At 60.7% G+C, this 16,399-nt stretch carries 22 protein-coding genes and 1 pseudogene; 4 read left to right on the top strand and 19 right to left on the bottom strand.

The window, feature by feature from the left end:
* The coding region (locus XW59_RS12585) for a lysozyme (RefSeq protein ID WP_206077705.1) at positions 1 to 405 on the bottom strand (405 nt) is incomplete at its 3' end.
* Positions 406 to 543: 138 nt separating this feature from the next.
* On the opposite strand from XW59_RS12585, the gene XW59_RS12580 reads away from it, so the two are divergent.
* Together XW59_RS12580 and XW59_RS12575 are read left to right on the top strand one after the other, a co-directional pair.
* On the top strand, positions 544 to 1,821 hold the full coding sequence (locus tag XW59_RS12580; RefSeq protein WP_136068125.1) for a polysaccharide pyruvyl transferase family protein: 1,278 nt from the start codon (positions 544 to 546) through the stop codon (positions 1,819 to 1,821).
* A gap of 340 nt (positions 1,822 to 2,161) precedes the next feature.
* Positions 2,162 to 2,380, top strand: a complete 219-nt coding sequence (locus tag XW59_RS12575; protein ID WP_047144320.1) for a hypothetical protein — start codon at positions 2,162 to 2,164, stop codon at positions 2,378 to 2,380.
* A gap of 253 nt (positions 2,381 to 2,633) precedes the next feature.
* On the opposite strand, the gene XW59_RS12570 is transcribed toward XW59_RS12575, so the two are convergent.
* From XW59_RS12570 to XW59_RS12500, 14 genes and pseudogenes are all read right to left on the bottom strand, one after another.
* Positions 2,634 to 2,966, bottom strand: coding sequence for a hypothetical protein (locus XW59_RS12570; protein ID WP_047144992.1), 333 nt, complete (start codon positions 2,964 to 2,966; stop codon positions 2,634 to 2,636).
* A 136-nt stretch (positions 2,967 to 3,102) separates the two neighbouring features.
* Positions 3,103 to 3,393, bottom strand: a pseudogene (locus XW59_RS12565) (hypothetical protein); the annotation flags it as partial.
* On the bottom strand, positions 3,393 to 4,439 hold the full coding sequence (locus XW59_RS12560; protein ID WP_052958088.1) for a pyocin knob domain-containing protein: 1,047 nt from the start codon (positions 4,437 to 4,439) through the stop codon (positions 3,393 to 3,395). The gene XW59_RS12560 and the pseudogene XW59_RS12565, both read right to left, overlap by 1 nt.
* Positions 4,423 to 4,623 carry a hypothetical protein gene (locus XW59_RS12555; protein WP_047144993.1) on the bottom strand — a complete coding sequence of 67 codons (201 nt, stop codon included), beginning with the start codon at positions 4,621 to 4,623 and terminating at the stop codon, positions 4,423 to 4,425. The genes XW59_RS12560 and XW59_RS12555 overlap by 17 nt, the downstream gene beginning before the upstream one ends.
* 10 nt (positions 4,624 to 4,633) lie before the next feature.
* Entirely contained in the window at positions 4,634 to 4,951 is a 318-nt protein-coding gene (locus tag XW59_RS12550; RefSeq protein ID WP_047144994.1) for a hypothetical protein, read from the bottom strand.
* 19 nt (positions 4,952 to 4,970) lie between these two features.
* Positions 4,971 to 5,636: a hypothetical protein gene (locus tag XW59_RS12545; protein WP_047144995.1), complete on the bottom strand. Its 666-nt coding sequence runs from the start codon at positions 5,634 to 5,636 to the stop codon at positions 4,971 to 4,973.
* On the bottom strand, positions 5,633 to 5,986 hold the full coding sequence (locus XW59_RS12540) for a hypothetical protein (RefSeq protein ID WP_137327018.1): 354 nt from the start codon (positions 5,984 to 5,986) through the stop codon (positions 5,633 to 5,635). Before XW59_RS12540 ends, XW59_RS12545 begins: the two co-directional genes overlap by 4 nt.
* A gap of 19 nt (positions 5,987 to 6,005) precedes the next feature.
* A complete protein-coding gene (locus XW59_RS12535) occupies positions 6,006 to 6,380 on the bottom strand; it encodes a hypothetical protein (RefSeq protein WP_047144997.1) in 375 nt (124 codons plus the stop codon).
* The gene (locus XW59_RS12530; RefSeq protein ID WP_047144998.1) at positions 6,373 to 6,786 is read right to left on the bottom strand and encodes a hypothetical protein; all 414 of its coding nucleotides are present in this window, start codon (positions 6,784 to 6,786) and stop codon (positions 6,373 to 6,375) included. The genes XW59_RS12535 and XW59_RS12530 overlap by 8 nt, the downstream gene beginning before the upstream one ends.
* On the bottom strand, positions 6,786 to 9,437 hold the full coding sequence (locus tag XW59_RS12525; protein ID WP_170990142.1) for a phage tail protein: 2,652 nt from the start codon (positions 9,435 to 9,437) through the stop codon (positions 6,786 to 6,788). The genes XW59_RS12530 and XW59_RS12525 overlap by 1 nt, the downstream gene beginning before the upstream one ends.
* Before the next feature lie 18 nt (positions 9,438 to 9,455).
* Positions 9,456 to 9,887 carry a GNAT family N-acetyltransferase gene (locus XW59_RS12515; RefSeq protein ID WP_047145000.1) on the bottom strand — a complete coding sequence of 144 codons (432 nt, stop codon included), beginning with the start codon at positions 9,885 to 9,887 and terminating at the stop codon, positions 9,456 to 9,458.
* Positions 9,884 to 10,570 carry a hypothetical protein gene (locus tag XW59_RS12510; protein WP_047145001.1) on the bottom strand — a complete coding sequence of 229 codons (687 nt, stop codon included), beginning with the start codon at positions 10,568 to 10,570 and terminating at the stop codon, positions 9,884 to 9,886. Before XW59_RS12510 ends, XW59_RS12515 begins: the two co-directional genes overlap by 4 nt.
* The gene (locus XW59_RS12505) at positions 10,570 to 10,830 is read right to left on the bottom strand and encodes a hypothetical protein (protein WP_047145002.1); all 261 of its coding nucleotides are present in this window, start codon (positions 10,828 to 10,830) and stop codon (positions 10,570 to 10,572) included. Before XW59_RS12505 ends, XW59_RS12510 begins: the two co-directional genes overlap by 1 nt.
* A gap of 25 nt (positions 10,831 to 10,855) precedes the next feature.
* Positions 10,856 to 11,485, bottom strand: a complete 630-nt coding sequence (locus XW59_RS12500) for a hypothetical protein (protein WP_047145003.1) — start codon at positions 11,483 to 11,485, stop codon at positions 10,856 to 10,858.
* Positions 11,486 to 11,575: 90 nt separating this feature from the next.
* Here XW59_RS12500 and XW59_RS12495 point away from each other — a divergent pair, with 90 nt between their 5' ends.
* Positions 11,576 to 12,274 (top strand): L,D-transpeptidase, encoded by a 699-nt coding sequence (locus tag XW59_RS12495; protein WP_047145004.1) that lies wholly within the window; start codon positions 11,576 to 11,578, stop codon positions 12,272 to 12,274.
* Positions 12,275 to 12,286: 12 nt separating this feature from the next.
* On the opposite strand, the gene XW59_RS12490 is transcribed toward XW59_RS12495, so the two are convergent.
* Entirely contained in the window at positions 12,287 to 14,971 is a 2,685-nt protein-coding gene (locus XW59_RS12490) for a tape measure protein (protein WP_047145005.1), read from the bottom strand.
* 42 nt (positions 14,972 to 15,013) lie between these two features.
* On the opposite strand from XW59_RS12490, the gene XW59_RS12485 reads away from it, so the two are divergent.
* The gene (locus XW59_RS12485) at positions 15,014 to 15,280 is read left to right on the top strand and encodes a hypothetical protein (protein ID WP_136068136.1); all 267 of its coding nucleotides are present in this window, start codon (positions 15,014 to 15,016) and stop codon (positions 15,278 to 15,280) included.
* Here the strand turns inward: XW59_RS12485 and XW59_RS29345 are convergent.
* From XW59_RS29345 to XW59_RS12475, 3 genes are read right to left on the bottom strand one after another with little or no spacing between them, the layout of a single operon-like run.
* Positions 15,267 to 15,425 carry a hypothetical protein gene (locus tag XW59_RS29345; protein WP_170990141.1) on the bottom strand — a complete coding sequence of 53 codons (159 nt, stop codon included), beginning with the start codon at positions 15,423 to 15,425 and terminating at the stop codon, positions 15,267 to 15,269. The two genes, XW59_RS12485 and XW59_RS29345, sit on opposite strands and share 14 nt — an antisense overlap.
* A gap of 8 nt (positions 15,426 to 15,433) precedes the next feature.
* On the bottom strand, positions 15,434 to 15,946 hold the full coding sequence (locus XW59_RS12480) for a gene transfer agent family protein (protein ID WP_047145006.1): 513 nt from the start codon (positions 15,944 to 15,946) through the stop codon (positions 15,434 to 15,436).
* Entirely contained in the window at positions 15,943 to 16,377 is a 435-nt protein-coding gene (locus XW59_RS12475) for a phage tail tube protein (RefSeq protein WP_047145007.1), read from the bottom strand. Before XW59_RS12475 ends, XW59_RS12480 begins: the two co-directional genes overlap by 4 nt.
* Positions 16,378 to 16,399: the final 22 nt, after the last annotated feature.

Here is a 16,399-nt window from a genome sequence, read left to right as displayed (position 1 = left end):
CTTGCCCTCGAAGAACAGATCCCGCTCCTTCTCGCGGCGCCCGATGATCGATGCTGGCTTGCGCCAGTCCATGAATGCCTTGCGGGCGCCAGTGATATCGCCGGCCTTGAACTTCTTCACCCACGAGGCTCGCGCGATTGCGCCGGTGTTCCAATGGAACGACAGTGCCGCGGCAAACTGCGCTTTGGTGAGTGGAATGCCAGCGAATGCCTTTCGAACGGCATCGGCGTAGTTATCGAGCGCCCACACGTAGACGCGAAGGCAGTGCTCGAGCGACTGCGGCTTGCCGATATAACGCTCAACCATGTGGCCGGTCGCCGACGTCAGACCGACGCTCCAGGTCCAAACGCCTACGCTGTCCTTGTAGGCCTGGCGCACGACCGCCTCATGCGATGCGATCTCCATGGCGATGTCGTAGTCTACGCGCATGCGAAGTCCTTTCCCGCCGACGAGCGGCGTGACTGAAATGTTAATCAGTTAGAGAATTCCCATCAGTATCCCGACGAATGTCTGAGATCATGGGCGGGTTGTTAGAGAGTACTGTTGAGTGCGAGCTTCCGTTCGGTGTCCGCAACCAACCGTTGCTTTTTTCTCTCGCCGGAACTAGATCGGTTAAGACTCGGGCGGCATATTGGGGCGGAAATGTATTACCTGTTGGGCGGGAGCGGGGTCCCGAACTATGGCGATGAGCTGATCGCCAAGTATTGGTTGACGTATCTCGCTGAGAAAAATCCTACCGAACGCATTGTCTTGGAGTGCACCGATCCGTCGATCTCGGCGTTGCGGCTGCACCCATACAATTGGCGGGCATCTCACGTCACTATCGTCAAATCGCTAACGCGATCCCTGCCGAACGATGACTTTTGGGGAAATCTCGAACGCGGATACAAGTTCTTCTACCGCAACACGCTGGCCAAGCACCCTCGCCTTACGGGCGTCGAGAAATATTTTCAGGACGCACATACCTTTCACATGATCGGCGGCGGCTACATCAGTGAGAAGTGGCCGAGAACCTCATTTCTTCTCGGCTTCGCCGCTGCGCTCAATAAGACCTTTGGAACCCGCATCATTGCTACCGGGGTCGGGTTGATGCCGATGAGCCCGCCGCCGACGGAGCATAAACGCACGTTTCGGAAGGTTATTGAGAGCTTCGACTTCATCGAATCTCGTGACGGGCATGGACCGCAGTTCATCGCTGAACATAGCGGCATCGGCAAGGTTGCTTACCATGGCCTCGACGATACCTTTATGCGATCCGAACCCACCCCAAGCCATGGCGGTCGGACGCTTCATATCTCGACTTATCTTCAAAATGATCGTCTGGCTGCTTTGGTGCGGCGCGTCAAACGGCATGACAGTGAGATCAAGCGGCAATTTGACCGGATTCTGTTTTGGAACTGTGCGCCAGATCGCGATCAGCTTGCCCAGGAAGCCTTCAAAGAAGCATTTCCAAATATGGAGGTCGCAGACGTCTGGTCGCTAGTCGACCGTCTTCCGGTCAAAGCCGGCGACACGATCATCTCATCCCGTTTCCACCCTCACCTTCTCGCGGCCAGAGCCGGAGCAAACGGCTACTATTTGGAACATGGCGAGTACTACCAGATTAAGCATGGCTCCGTCGTCGAACTTGGCTCACCGCTTAGGCCGATCGTCGAACTTGAAGAAGTAGGTTTCACGCCAGTAGACGCCCCTGCTCCGATCGTCTCGCAGGACGCTGAACGCGTTAAAAAGAAACTGGAGGTTGCGCGCTTAATATACGAAGGGAGGCGGCCTTCTCGATCAATGTGGCGTACAAGAATCGCAAGCCTTCTCTCTATCTAAGCGACCCGTTGCTTGGTCCTGCGCAATCGGCGATGGTCCACGTCAACATCGCCTAATCGGGCCACGCCATCAGCGCCAGTGAAGCGCCGCGCCCAGGCTTTCGTCGACCAGGTGCTCTGCGCCTTCTGCACCTCGACCAACGTCATGCTGGTCAGGGGCTTTGCGAGCGCCGCTTGCCAAAGATCACTTCATAGGCCGCACGGCGGTGCCTTGCTCGTCTCGGTGCGATAGATGAAGTCGTGGTGGGGTCCAGGGGGTAGCGCTACTACCAAATGGGAGGTGCCACCCCGTGATTGGCTAGCTAAGGTCAGTCGCCTCAACACGGGCTTGAGGGTAAACCATGCGCATCTACGTGGAGCCGGCGAAAAGGCCGGGCCGGAAGAAGCTCATCAGCAAACAATCGCTAAACGCGGGGGACATCGAACGAGACGGCGATTGCCTCGTCCTCACCTTCGAGGCTGATGGCATCTATGACGCCTCCCGCTACCGATACACAATTGAGCTTTGTCCGGAGTGTGTCGCCGCGCTTAAGGATGCGCTGGAGCGACCAATTGGGTAACTAGAGCAGACGCAGTCGATGGCTTTTTAATAGGTGCAGCCACCATGGATACCCTCTCTCCGCATGGATGGTTACATATCTTATCGGGATCAACTGGCCGGCTCCAAAGCCGGCCGTTTTTCTTTTACAGGAACCAAATCGGCAACCAGCCGTTGAAGTGGTAGATGCACCCATCCCCTCCATCCCCGGGAGCATCTGTATTGTCCCTGTTACAGACCGGCCACCGCGCCGGTCTTTTTTTGAGGTGGTTTGGCTAGTCCGGCCACATCATCGGATCCAGTTCGCCAATGAAGCCCTCGACCGTCGGCTGCTCGCGCTCGCCGGCAAGCACCTTGTCGAGCTCGGCATAGGCATAGACCCAGACCGCATCGCGCCAAGCAACGAACGCCTGCGCTTCGGCTGCCCATGTCGCATTGGTGCTGGCGACATAAGAGGCAAGAGAGTTTCCGCTGTCGTAGCGCTGAGACTGCGCGGTCGCATCGACGTGGGCCTGGACGGCCATGCGGAAACGCTCAATCAGCGCGGTCTGTGCCTGTGCGGCCTTCTGTTCGGTTGTGATGATCGTCGCTGGATCAGGCTTCCACATCGCCGGGCTCCTCGGGTTTTGGAGGTGAAGGAATGAAGGTCGTGGCCTCAACTGTCGGCGGCCTGCGCCAGCGATAGGTGGTGACGGTTACTCGGGTGCCTCCGGTGACCGGCTCTCTACTGGTTTCTTGGTATGTGTCCCAGGGAAGATCGAGTTCACCGTCAGCCGGCGAGACGATTGATTCAGGGAACGATTGCCACGGCTCAGGATTCGGACCATGCGGCAGGATAAGCGTCAGCCGCAGTTCGCCGCTGACGCGGTCGACTGGACCGACGATCCATTCACTCGGCACTTCGCCGGCTGGAATGGTCGCGCCATCCGGCAGATCGGAGAAATCGAATGGCTCGCCGTTGATCGTCAGCATGTCACCGGCTTTGGTCACCGTGAGTGCATCGTTGCGACGCTGAGGAGAGAGTGTGATTTTCATCAGTACCACCTGCCGATTGCGCTATACGATTGTACATATCCAACGGTCACGCTGTTTGCGGTGGTTGCGGTCACGAGCCCGCAGCTAGTTGTGTTTACCTGTCGAGAGAACGCGAAGGGCGTACTGTAATCAGGTGCGTTGCGAAATACTAACTGTGTCACTGCCGGCGCAACTGAAAATCCAACGGGGAAGGTGACCGCCTGCCAATTGCTGTAATAAAGGTTGGCCGATAGCTGTGTGTGCCCCTCAGGTATCGCAGTGCGGACGACATTCCAGCAAATCTGCGTTCCATCAGCAAAGCGAACATACTCTCCATTCGCATTCGATCCGCGCTCAGGTGGATCATCGCGCACCCACGCGGTCCAAGTTCCGGAGTTCATCGCGCGGGACCATGAAAATGCGCCCATAGCGTATGCGAACTGCCGCCGCGCTGTGGCCGAATAGACCAATGTGAAGACTACAACGACGCCCGAATGGGGATTCCCGGTTGTGCCACCGGGTGCACGCGCCCAGCCGCTCGTTGCTATATCGTTCAAGTTGGACACAAGCGGGCAAATCTCGCTAATGCGACCAGGCAATGAACCATCGGGAATAGTGCCCAGCGTGCCGTAGGCCGCGGCTCCATTCGCATCGTCCAGCAGCGTTCGCATGAACGGCGTCAGCGCGGTCGTATCCATCGTGCCAGCGCCGGTGAAAAACGGCAGACGATTTGCTGCGCCGGTGAGACCGGCGAGAGCCTGGAGGTTTCCCGAGCCACCGAGAAGGTCGATGAGAAGACGCGCCTGCGCCGAGGCACGAGAACCCTCGTTCAGGTACATGAGGTAGTAGGACGCGTTGCTAAGCGCGCCGCCGCGCCACGGCTGCGCGAGCAGCAGGCTCGTATTGCTCTGGACCGAGAGCACGATACCGAGAAAACCGTTGGCGAAGAGCTGGTCGCCTTCCTGGAAACCGGCGGTGAGCCACGCTGTACCTGTGCCGGTGACGGTCGTTCCGTTGGCCGCGATCGAGATCGTGCCGGCGGTGTAGTAGCTAAGCGGTGCCGACATTGCCCACCTCCTTCGCCGGAAGAACGACGGTCTTCTTTTCCGCCTTCTTCGGCTTCAATTCCTCGAGTTCCTTGGATGCGACGTCCAGTTGCTGTGCTAGGACGAGGTTACGCTGGCGCAGGAATTCGAATTGCACTTGGAGTTCCCGGTAGGCGACTACCGGGTCGATCTTCATCTCTGACATGATGGTCTCGCTAGATGAGCGCCGTGGCGGCTTCGATATCGGCGGGGTTGGTGGCGGCGCGTACCGCCGCCTTGGCGGAAAGACGGCGCGTCTCGATCGCTACGGAGGCCGCGCGCCACTTGTCGGAGGCGGCGATCACTGCCCTCGCCTGTTCTTCGATCGAGATTCCGTTCATTTCGGCTTCAGCGGCAATGTGAGGCGCATCGGTGCCCCCCGACATTACCGCCTCTGCCTCGCGGCGCTTCTGCTCGTAGACGAGCGCCTGGCCGGGCGTCACGGTGACATAGGCGGCGCGCAGATTCTCGGCATGGCGATCAATCTCTGCCAATGCCGCCGCGCGTAGCGGCTCAAGGTTCTTCGAGAGGTTGAGGCGCACGGGCGATCACCTTCGTCTCGGCCGGCATGAACGGCCATTGATCAAAGCGGATGACGTATTCGGCCGGCATGTCCGAGGAAATTGCCAGCGATCCGCCGGTGATTTCCATCTCCTCGCCATCGACGAGCGCTTGGCATGGATCGGGCAGGCCCTCGATGACGTGCTCGTCGGCACCATCCGCGACGATCTCCACCGTTTCCGGCACCCTCAATGTCGGGCGGGCGGTCACCGCGCCGTCGAGCACATAGTCCCGCAGCAAATCGACCTTTGCGAAGTCGAAGCCGTTGGAGATCATCACCGGCACCATGACCGGGCGAACGGCCGGGAGCATGATCGGCTCCCCGTCCTCGCCAAGCCGAGGCTCGCCGGTCACCTCGTCGATGTCAGGCGCGAAGATCTGCTCGCCCGTTTCGGGGTCGATCGCCGGTTCGAACATCACCTCGCCGGTTTCCGGGTCAACGGCCTGCTCGAACAGCGGCTCGCCCGTCGCATGGTCGATGTCCTGCTCAAGAGGCCACGGCGTCGGCGCAACCTCGAAGCAGGGACGGTTCGCGAGATAGAATTCGCGCACCTCCTCGGCGACCGGGTCATTGATGACGTGCAGAATGCGCCCGTCGGCGTCGTGCTCAACGATCATGTGCTGAAGTCCCAGACGATGTAGCGGAAGGTGATGTTGGACGTGCGGTGGATGAAGCGAATTCGGTCGGGGTAGACGAACGCTTGGGCGTAGAAGTACTCCGTCGTCCCGCAAAGGAGCCAACCATCTCGGTTGAAATGGTCTCCAAACGAAGGGGTCCAGAAAACCAGCGGAATGCCGGTGAAGGTCTTCCCATAATAGACATCGGAAGGCCCGGCGGAACCACGATGCACCGAGCCGCCCATTAGCTTCGGAAGCTGCGAAGCAATCGAGATGAACTGCAGGTTGAGATTGCTTGCGTTCAGCACGTTGAAGCCGGGCTTCGAAACCTTCAGGCCGTTCACGTCCAAAAGAACACGGTTTGCCATGTCAGGTCAGCGCCAATGTGGTGATGGCGTAGCCAATCTGCCATCCGGCGGGCCACCCAGAATCTGTTGTGATCCTTACCGAAGTGAGAGACGGATGCGTGATCCAGAACCTGATATATGGCTCGGTAGTGTCGGTCAGCCACCGCTCATCCGTCGGAAACACCATGGTATATGGCTTGTAGCCAAGGCTCGGATGCGACACGAGATTGCCGCCGCTTGCGAGGCCAAGAATTCCCCTCTGCAGAACCTGAAAGGGCGGCTCATCGGTCGAGAGGAGCATGCTGCCGATCGCTGCGGTCAAGGCGTTGAACCCCGGCTTTGAGATGTATAGCCCGGTCGTGGCGCCACGGCTGCCGAGCACGACGCGGTTAGCCATGGAAGTTCCTCAGCACATAGTAATGGACGATCTGGTTGTATTGCGCGACGTCAAAGCCGATGCGGAAGCTGGTGATCGGACCTGCTCCGTTCGTGGCCCCGTTGATCCGGACATGAGTGCCGACGTTTTCGTAGACATTATATGTCCCGCCGCCATCGTCGGTTACCGCATATAGGATCACTGGCGGGAGCGCGAAGGTCGTTCCGAAAGGGATATCAATGTTCCATGGCGGGGGATTTACCGGCGAAACCGCGCCCTGCATGAAGATATTCGACGACTCCACCCAGCGGCTGTCGAAAACCAGGCTTTCGTTCGGGAGACCGGTGCTCAGAACGTTGAACCCCGGCCGGGAGACCCGAAGGACATAGGTGCCGTCGAAGGCACCGAGAATGACGCGATTTGCCATCAAGTACCGTCGATGATCAGAATGCGGTCATTGTTAAGCTGGACCTGCAGATTGTTGGAGGCGCCTCGGATCAGACCGGCCGTGACGGTGCCGATGTTCGCGACGTTCATGCGAACCGCGGTTCCGTCGATGACGAACGGGTTGTTCAGATTGCCGCCCGCCACGACGATGAACTGATCCGCCTCGAACACGGCCCGGCTCAGGCTGCCATTGGTGTCGAGGTAGAAAGCCGCCGACGACCAGGTGCTTCCCGAGCCAGTCTTGACCTGCACGCCGTAGCGCGACCAACCACCGCCGGGAGACGAGCCCGCCTCGCCTCGAATGGTCACACTCGACGCGATGCCGTTCACCTCTGTGGTGAGCTGCGACAGCGACTGAGAGACGGCCTCGATTTCTCCGTCGAGCCCATTCACCTCCACCCGCAGGATATCGACCGCACCGGCTACAGCCGGAAGGCCGGTTACCGGGTCGAAGACCTCGGCATCCAATTGCTCGACGCGCTGCGACAGGGCGAAGTTCTGCGCCGCGACGACATTGACATCGAGCTTCCATTCCGCCCGAGCATTGTTGAAAGTCGCGGTAAGCTGCTTCCTGATCTCTCCGAACTGGTATTCGTTGCCCCAGCCTTGGTCGGTCACCCACTGGTTGAGATTCTGGACTTGCCTGATCAGTTCGCGGACGCTGCCGCCCATGAAATCCTGATACTTGGCGAGGTCTTGCTCCAACTGATCAAACCCGACCAGACCCTGATAGGGATCGAAGTCCAGATTCGGCGCAAGCTTCACGTCGTCCGTGGTGACTGGTATCCAGCCGCTCCACGCCATCGGCCGGGCCGAACGCGGAATGAACCGCGCCCGCACCTCATAGGTGGTGACCTGCACCAGTGAGAACGGCGCGAGGATGACTTGACCGGCGGTGGGTTCATCGGTGCGGTCGCGATATTCGACGACCTGAGTAGACTGACGCCTGATCTCGAACTCGACGCCGATGATATCGACGTCTTCCTCAGCGTCCCACGGCCAAGTGAGCAGTATCGCCGGGCGGCGCGGAATGCCGTTGTCGTCATAGACGATATGCGGAAAGGCACCGAAGCCGGTCAGCACCTGCGGCGGCGGCCGCATCGGGCCGGTCGGGCCGAATGTCGGCGGCGTGTAATCGGTCGCCGGGTTCCAGTCGTAGTCGCTCGGATCGATCTCGGTGATGTCGACCATCACGTCGAGATTGGCCTTGTCGGTCACGCCGTCAACGCGGAACAGCTTGGTCACGTAACCGTTGCGCGGCGACGTCCAGTCGATCACGTCACCGGGCTCGAGCTGCCAGGCGGAAGGCGGCAATACCAGCGTGTGGCGCCGCGCGCGCCGCGCCTCCAGCAGGGCTGACTTCATCAGTCGCTGCACCTGCTGCGACCGATAGACCATGTCCATCTTGACGTCGGCCATCAGCCGGCGATTGCCGTCTTCAGCCTCATAGTCAGGACGATAGAGCGACGGCGCGGCCTTGACGTTCCATGCTTCTGCCGGCTCGACATAGGTCGCGCTGATGCCGTTGATCGTATCGGCGAGCCCGAAGAACGGCGAGAACGACTGCTCTTCGGTCGAGATGATGTCGCCGTCAGAGAACGAGAAGACCGAGGCACCCGGCTCGCCAACGTGGAGCTTGTAGAGGCCGCCGATCTCGGCAAGCCGGCCCTGGCAGCCAGTCAGCAAGGCCTCTGTCGCCGTGCCAAGCTCCGTCGAGACCAGCAGCTCGCCGCCGGTCATGTACTGCGGTCCTTGTCCCGGCCCGTCGACGACAAGGCGGCACTTGTTGATTTGTGCGATCCACTCGGTGGCCGGAAGACGCGCCGCCGATGTGCTTTGCAGGCCGTAGAGCCATGTGCCGCTGTAGGAGAAGCCGCGCAGCAGATTGTAGATCTGGACCGCTGGCAGGTCGTCACCGTCGCCGCCCCACGTTGCCGGGTCGTTCCAGCGCTGGGTGCCGGTGCCACCGACCGTGGTGTCACGCGACGGGTCGTAGAGTCGCGCGCCCTGTACCGTGAACTTGAACTGCGGAAGGCTCGTGAAGAGCTCGTCATTCACCTGCGAGGTGACGACCGCATAGGCGACGCCGCGTCCAACGCGCGTGCTCTGGTACGGCCTGGCGCTATTCGAGACCTCATTGACGAGGAAGCTATCGGCGGTGGTCTGGGTGCCATCGTAGAACCGCACCCACATATGATTGCGGTTCGAGCCAATGCGATATTCGTTGACCGGGAAGCCTTGCGAATACGACGTGTTGCTCGTGTCGATCGTGACCGGCTCACCGTTCACCCACATCTGGACGAGGCCGGTGACCGGTACGTCCGAGAGCGCGACGACCTGCGTATAGTAGGCGTTCGGGGTCTTGCCGGCCTTGCCCCACGTGGTGTGGTAGACGAGCGACCCGGCCGTCGTCGTGCGGCCGAGCAGGATCGAGCGGGAAACGTCCCCGGCCGCCTCGATGCGACCACGGATGGAAAAGGCCTCGCGCTGCGGCTGGCCGGCAAGCGCCTGTGCGGCAAGGTTCAGGCCGATGCCGACGGCGGCATTCAGCGCGAACGCGCTCACCGACGTGAAGATCGACGTCGATATGCCAAGCAGGCCAGCTATGCCGGCCGACGTGAAAAGAGCCATCGATTAACCTGAGATCGCCTAGAGCGGCTTGATGAAATGCGTTTCGGCCGCGACATAGCCGCGGCGCTGGTAGAGCGTGGCCGGCAGCGGATCGGAGCCGAGACCGACCATGTTGATGAAGGCGCAGCCGCGCTCATGCGCCCATGCCTCATAGGGCGCCAGCATCTTGCCGGCCCAGCGCCCGCGATGCGCTGGATCGATCCACCACATGGTTTCCGTCGCCACCTTCACCGGGCCAAACGAATGCGGCGCTGCCTGTGCTGCAAGCACACCTCGAGCACCGCCGAGGTCGAGCACGAGGCAAAGCCTGTCGTCATCCTCCAGGCACGCCTTGAAGATCGCTTCCGCAAAGGCCGGATAGAAGCGGAACGGCATCCCCGAGGCGGCATGGAAATCTCGTGCCATGCGGAGGACCGGCAGCTTATCGGCCGACGTCGCCGGCCTGATCATTTGCGCGGCGTCCCTTGCAGAACGACTTGTGTCGACTGCTGGCTCTTAGCGGCGCCTTCGACCTTGATGCTCTTGGTGCCCCAAGGCATTTCCCAATCGCCGACGACAGACACGTCCTGAAAGAAGTTGTCGGTCGCCAAGCGCTTCCTCTGGCTGTCGTCGCTGCGGGTGTCTGCATTCGCCCGCGTCATCTCCTGTGTATGCGAGGTGCAGGTGAGCGTGATCGAGCCGGCCTCGTTCTCGGCCGGCGTCCTGATCTCGACCTCATCGACGAACCCGTCGAAGCGGCAAGGCGCCGGTGCCACGAGCTGGCGGGAACTGACGCTGAAAAGCCCGCGGTAGATTTCCACCTTGGCCTGTTTCAGATCATAGCCCCGAACGATGTTCTCGACGGCCGGGTCGATCTGCGACATCTCCACCGTGACGGTGCGCACGGTGACATTGTTGACCGCCACGATGTCGCTGACGCTGATCAGGCTGCCCGAGCCCTCGAAATTGCGCAGCGTCGGGACGCCGGTCTCGGGCAGGAGCACCTGCGCCGACACGTCGCCGACATCAGACCAGAAGCCGTAGGGAAACGGATTGCCGGTGCTTCGGTCGCGCGCCACGATCCAGAGGAAGTCGCGTGCGACGAGCCGCCGCCCCGCGAGAGCGGCGGCGTTCTGGGGAGAGAGATAGCGCATCAGATGGAGGCAGGAACTTCGAATTGGTCGGCTTCAAACACGATGCGGGAGGTGCCATCGGGTTTCGTTTCCAGCCGCATGCCGCCAGGGCTGCGAGTAAGACTGGCCGTGACCGAGCCGATGTTGGCGCGATGTGAAGCGATGACTTTCGGCAAATCGAAATCGACATTGCCTATGACCGGAGCGGCCTCCGCCGCCTTCGCAACGATGCCCGCCGCCGGCGCAAGGCCGAGCATCGCGAGGAATGTCCTGCGCTTCATGATGTTCTCCTGGTGATTGGTTGCTCTACCGGCTTTCGATTGCCTGAAAGGAGATGACGCCCCGTCCGGTGGCCGCGTCCGCCGTGGTGGTGATGCTGCCCGGCACGGCCGTCATCAGGCAGTACGGCTTGACCAGCGAGACCGGCTGTCCGACGGCCGCCAGAGGCCACAGGTGCGGCCGCACCTCGAATTGCGTGGCAACGCCGCTGGCATTGGCAACGCGCGCCTCTACGACGCGGTGAAGGTCGGCGGTGCCGATGCGGAGATAGTCGCCGACCGAAAGCCTGTATCCCGCCGAAAGGCCAGATATGCCGATGGCCTTGCGGTTCGCGTTGATCGTGTCGACCTGGGCGCCAGCGACGGTCCCCATGCCGATGCCGCGCGGATAGGCGATCGGGTAGCAGCGCGACTTCGGCCACGCTCTGAACTCCTGCAACCCATCCTCAAGCGTAGAGAGGCGGGCGCGCCAACCATCCAGCTCGTTCGGCGCCATGCTTCTCGACTGAAACGTAGTGCGCCACAGCGGCGAGCCGAGGTCTTTGACCAGCGTTCGGCCGTTCGCCTGCCGACTTTGCTCCTGCCTGTGGAGGGGATCGAACTCAGTCGACCAACCGGAAAACAGGTCCAGAAAGTCGAGGGGATAGGTGATTGCCATTAGCAAACTGCTCTCGATCTAACGTCCGACATCTTATGTTTTGTTAATCATGTTCAGCTATTTGCGTTCACTGAACGGGGGCATGCTTAGATGTCGAAAATTCTGAACCGCCGCGGTGTTTTGCTTGGACTTGCAGGGCTTCCACTGGCGGCCGGCTGCAGCCAGGTGATGAACCTCGGCGATACTCTCAATTTGGACTACACGACCACTGGAGCTATTCGCCCGTCGATCAGCGTTGATCCGAACATCACCGACCCGGAAAAGATGTATGCGGCAATCTCCGAAGGTCCATACTCACTGCCGGCCGTGCCTTATCAAAAGGTCCCTGCGAAATACCGGCGCCAGATCGTGCCTGACAGAACGGGTGAAGCTCCCGGCACGATAGTCGTCGATACTAAGGAACACCTGCTTTACCTGACCCAACCTGGCGGCGATGCCATTCGCTACGGTGTCGGCATTGGCAAGGCAGGTTTTGAATGGTCAGGTCGAGCAGGCATCCAATACAAAAAGAAATGGCCGGTCTGGACCCCGCCAGCCGAGATGATTGCTCGCCGACCGGAACTGGTGAAGTACACCAACGGACAAGAAGGCGGTCCGACTAATCCATTAGGCGCTCGCGCGCTCTACATCTTCAAGGACGGTCAGGACACGCTTTATCGCGTCCATGGTTCTCCAGAATGGTGGTCGATAGGGCAGTCGATGTCATCGGGTTGCGTGCGCCTGATCAACCAGGACATTATTGATCTTTACGAGCGTGTGCCGGCTGGCGCACCAATCGTTGTAATCTGACAGCCGGCTCGTCTAAAGCACCCTCTGCTTCTTCGCGCCTCGCACAGTCTTGACGACACGCGCCTCGAAATCCGCCCGGTCCTGCGCCAGCACCTGTTCGAGCCGCGCCACCGCCTCGACAGAGGCGCCGCGGGCGTCAATGACGGGTGCGTAGGTGAAGGACGAGGAGCCGGCAGCGGAACCGCCGCCAACCTTCGGCATCTTCGGCACTCTCGGCACGATTGTCCCGTTCTGGCTGGGCACAAACAGCTCCGGCCTGCGTTCACCAACGATATACGGCTGCCCCGCCCGTACGGGCCCGCCAGAAGCACGGCCAGGGATAAGAGAGCCGAGGAACCCGAGGAAGTTGAACCCGCCGCCACCGCGGCTCGGCATGTCGAAGAGACTATCAAAGGCCATGTCCAGGAGCTTGTTTCCCACCTTCGTCAGGGCATCAGAGAAGATATCGGCCGCCTTCTTGCCTTCAAGGAAACCATCGACAATGCCGCGCGTCAGGTCCTTCTGGAAATCCTGCATTTCCTCTGCCTTGCGACGGATTTCGTCCTGAGTACGGGCAAGCTTTCGTCCAGCGACGTCGGCGTCCACATAACCGGAAATAAGTTTGCGGATGGCTTCCGCCAGTTCGAGTGCAGCAGGCGACATCTCCGTAAGGTCACCATAGAGCATCTGTTGAACGTCATGAAATTCAGATGCTCCGGCGACACCAGCTTTCTTCGCTGCAGTCAGGATATCCTGCGCCATAGCGGCTTCGGTCTGGGCACGTCCGTAATCGTCGACCAAAGGGTTAACGCCAGCGAGCGCCGCGTTCTCCGCTACCAGCGCGACTGTTTGCTCACGGATCCGTTCTGTGAGGCGCTGGTACTCGTCGGCGCGTTCCTTCGTGGGCTTCTTACCCTCGGCCGATCGCGCCGCGTTGCCGGCGATATTCGCCTCGGCGATGCGCTTTATCTGGTCTTCGGTGAGCTTGACGCTGTCCTGCTCGGCCTGCTTTCGGACGCGGGCGATCTCGTTTTCAAGATCGAGCTGCGCCTTGCCGAGTTGAGCGCGGCGCAAGGCATCTTGTTCATATGCTCGACCTTCTTCTCGCCTCTCCAACAACGCTCGGCGGGCACGAACTCGGCCCCCTCGGTTGAAGGTTGCGGGACTGTCTGACGCGCCGAGCTCGGCCTTAAGAATCCTTGAGGCTTCGACTGCCTCGTATAGGGCGTTCAGAATAGGTGCTAGGCCGCTCGCAACCCGCGAGAAATCTGGATTCGCGTTTGCCAGTGCGAATAGCTCTTGCTTCACTTCATCCGCAGCGTCGGCGTTCTCTGCAAGGCGTTTCCGCATGCCGTCGAACTGTGCAAGCTGTGCATCGGTGATGATGTTCCTATCAAAGCGATCATAGATGGAATCGATCGCCGCTATTGCGTCACGGCGATACCGCTGGATTTCTGCCTCGGCTAAGCCCAGTGCACCGATCAGTTTGTTGGCTGCCTCAGCGCTAACTCCTTCAGATGCCTCGGAAACAGCGTCAGCAGCTTCGGTAGCCGCCTCTCTGACGCGCTCAAGAGCCTTGGCATATGTGTCAGCCGCATCGGAAGCCTGGGCGGAAACATTGCTGAACGCGATCAACGACGACACTACGGCGCCGCCGATCAGCAGACCCACCGGCCCGGCCGCGGCGCCAAGCCCTGAGAACGCCATCGACAGGCCCGTCATTGTGCGGGCTGCGGCGAGTGCACGCGTGAAATTCGTTAGCGCGGTTCCGGCTAGCCCCAGCGTTGTGATCATGCGAAGCAGCGAACGACCGATGAGTGCACCGGCTATCACCGCCGCCAGTTGCAGCGCGACATCCGCCGTCGTGTCGAAATTATCGGCCATGATGACCAGGGCTTCGCTGATCTTGACGGAGACGCCGACCGCCTGGTCGCCCTTACCCACATATTCGAGCAGCGCGTTGCGAAGGAGCTGGATGCCGTCTGATATGGTTGCGGGCATCTGCTCGGCTTCCTGCCGCAGTGTCTGCATCTGGGACGTCAACGCGCGAAACACGTCGCGCCCGGTTATCTTCCCAGCGGTCCCAAGTGCCCGAAGTTGATTGACCCCGACGCCGAGGCCGGCGGCCAAAGCCTCAGCAACCCGGCCCCCTTGCTCGATAACTGTGTTCAGGTTGTCGCCCTGAAGTCTGCCGGCCGCCATGGCTTTTGCGAGGGCGTTTTGCACCGCTTCGGCGCGCTGCCCACGTGCCGCGCTGATGACCAGCGCGTTGTTCAATGACTCGGTGTAGTCGAGTTGCTGATCGGTGCTGTAGCCGAGTTCACGCAAGGCGGTGGCGTTCGCGAGATAGCTTTCTGCCGTCAGTTCAAGCGCGGAGTAGGTTCGGCGAGCAGTGTCGCTCAACCGATCCATGACCTCCTCGCCCTTGTCCAGTGACCCAGCCGCGAGATTGACCCTGGATGTGAGGTCGGTCCACGTATCGGTTAAAGCGGCAAGCTCCCGCGCGCCTAGAACCGTTGCTATTCCGGTCATCGGCGCGACCAGGCTACGCGCCATATTCTTGCCGATGCCGTCGAGCTGGCGGTTGGCCGCGCGCCACGTCTGTTCGACTTGCCGCGCCGTCTTTGCATTCACACCGTTCACCTGCTGCAGATCGCGCATGAAAGGCTTCATCTCCATGCGCATGACTGCGCGGAGTTCATCAACGGTGACGGCCATAAGATTTCCTGCTATCTGCGAAAGTCGGACGGAGGGCTTTTCATGAAGATTTCGCGCTACAGGTTGACACCTTTGGGCTGGCTCGGTGCCGCACTTTTCGTGCTGCCTACACCCCTATCGGTCTGGGGATACAACTCAGCCCTGACAGAATCCGCAGCGCAATCTGAATACAACCGCGCACTAGGAGCAGTCCGCGGAGTCCCGGTGCTGCCTGAAATGCCGGTGACCTATCTTACAGCACTGGCGACCGCTTCCCTTATCGGCCTGGTGCTGCTGCTGATCGGACGTGAAATCGTCACGACGGACTAGCCAGCCGCCTCACCATTTCGAGGTGTTCTTCATAGGTCGGCGCTTCGGCTTCCTGCTCGACGCCATTTGCCTTGGCGTAACCAGCGGCGCAGGCAGACAGCTCCCACAGCGTCATCAGGTCCACGTCACGCGGCGTGAACCCCATGGAAGCGCCTACGCCGTAGAACTCCGAGAAGACGAGGAGGCCGCTCCCCTGGTCTTGGTCTTCCCGGTCTTCGGTTTTCCCACCGGGTCTTCCTTCGGCCCGGTGAGGGCGTGGATCAGAATACCGGCGGCGAGGCCCACATAGTCGACAGGTGGATACTTGTCGGTCTGATCGACATAGCGCGACACCGCAACGAAGGCGTCGGTCGGCGTCATGCCTGCGCCGATCAAGCCAAGCCGGATCGTCTCGCGAATATCGTCGATGCGCCAGTCGCCACCGATGCCGCGCAGCATCGCGTAGGTGTTGAAGTCGGCGATGAAGTCCGGATCCTCGTGGCCGTGCGGATAGTCGTCTGGTTGCGGCCGACGAAGGCCTTGCGCCTGCGGCTGAAACGACATGAGACGAGCGAGGATCGTGCTCGGGCCGGCGCCGACGAGTTCCTGCAACTCCCGCAGCTCGCCGATGCCCAGGCGGAAAGCCTGTTGCTTCCCGCCAAATGGATAGGTCGCGAACCTGCTCACGTGGCGGCAACCCAGGTGATTTCGCCGTCAGACGACATGGCGACGGTGCAGGACACATAGCCCTTGCCTTCCTTGGCGAGACCAAGGGAGGTCATGACATAACGGCCGGCGAAGTGTCCGCCACCCTGGCCGCTCGGGAGATCGAGGAGCACGCGGACATTGAACGGCTGGCCCGACAGCATGTGGTCGCGCAGAACGCCGAAGGACACAGGGTCCATCGTACCAGCCCCATTGATGCCAGCCGACAACGTGTCGACGGCGCGGAGCACCCAGCCCGGCGCGTCGGGATTTTCGCAGTTCGGCTCGGTGGCGTCCGTCGTGGTCGCCTCGATGGTGAAATCCTGCGAGGTGTTGATCGTGCAGGCGTGAGTGAACTCCTCCGGGCTTTCGGCATCGCCGAACTGGATGAGCAGCTTCTTCGTCGTCGCCATTTCTGGTCTCCGTCATATGGCC

Source organism: Aquamicrobium sp. LC103 (assembly GCF_001014615.2).
GTDB lineage: Bacteria > Pseudomonadota > Alphaproteobacteria > Rhizobiales > Rhizobiaceae > LBCQ02.
Note: the sequence above shows the minus strand (reverse complement) of the source record. Positions and strands in the feature narration are given on the sequence as shown.

Bases quoted from the DNA above. Each gene is read 5' to 3' on its own strand.
- XW59_RS12575 (WP_047144320.1), top strand. From the start codon at position 2,162: ATGCGCATCTACGTGGAGCCGGCGAAAAGGCCGGGCCGGAAGAAGCTC.
- XW59_RS12570 (WP_047144992.1), bottom strand. From the start codon at position 2,966: ATGTGGAAGCCTGATCCAGCGACGATCATCACAACCGAACAGAAGGCC.
- XW59_RS12560 (WP_052958088.1), bottom strand. From the start codon at position 4,439: ATGTCGGCACCGCTTAGCTACTACACCGCCGGCACGATCTCGATCGCG.
- XW59_RS12555 (WP_047144993.1), bottom strand. From the start codon at position 4,623: ATGTCAGAGATGAAGATCGACCCGGTAGTCGCCTACCGGGAACTCCAA.
- XW59_RS12545 (WP_047144995.1), bottom strand. From the start codon at position 5,636: ATGATCGTTGAGCACGACGCCGACGGGCGCATTCTGCACGTCATCAAT.
- XW59_RS12535 (WP_047144997.1), bottom strand. From the start codon at position 6,380: ATGGCTAACCGCGTCGTGCTCGGCAGCCGTGGCGCCACGACCGGGCTA.
- XW59_RS12530 (WP_047144998.1), bottom strand. From the start codon at position 6,786: ATGGCAAATCGCGTCATTCTCGGTGCCTTCGACGGCACCTATGTCCTT.
- XW59_RS12525 (WP_170990142.1), bottom strand. From the start codon at position 9,437: ATGGCTCTTTTCACGTCGGCCGGCATAGCTGGCCTGCTTGGCATATCG.
- XW59_RS12515 (WP_047145000.1), bottom strand. From the start codon at position 9,887: ATGATCAGGCCGGCGACGTCGGCCGATAAGCTGCCGGTCCTCCGCATG.
- XW59_RS12510 (WP_047145001.1), bottom strand. From the start codon at position 10,570: ATGCGCTATCTCTCTCCCCAGAACGCCGCCGCTCTCGCGGGGCGGCGG.
- XW59_RS12505 (WP_047145002.1), bottom strand. From the start codon at position 10,830: ATGAAGCGCAGGACATTCCTCGCGATGCTCGGCCTTGCGCCGGCGGCG.
- XW59_RS12500 (WP_047145003.1), bottom strand. From the start codon at position 11,485: ATGGCAATCACCTATCCCCTCGACTTTCTGGACCTGTTTTCCGGTTGG.
- XW59_RS12495 (WP_047145004.1), top strand. From the start codon at position 11,576: ATGTCGAAAATTCTGAACCGCCGCGGTGTTTTGCTTGGACTTGCAGGG.
- XW59_RS12490 (WP_047145005.1), bottom strand. From the start codon at position 14,971: ATGGCCGTCACCGTTGATGAACTCCGCGCAGTCATGCGCATGGAGATG.
- XW59_RS12485 (WP_136068136.1), top strand. From the start codon at position 15,014: ATGAAGATTTCGCGCTACAGGTTGACACCTTTGGGCTGGCTCGGTGCC.
- XW59_RS29345 (WP_170990141.1), bottom strand. From the start codon at position 15,425: ATGGGGTTCACGCCGCGTGACGTGGACCTGATGACGCTGTGGGAGCTG.
- XW59_RS12475 (WP_047145007.1), bottom strand. From the start codon at position 16,377: ATGGCGACGACGAAGAAGCTGCTCATCCAGTTCGGCGATGCCGAAAGC.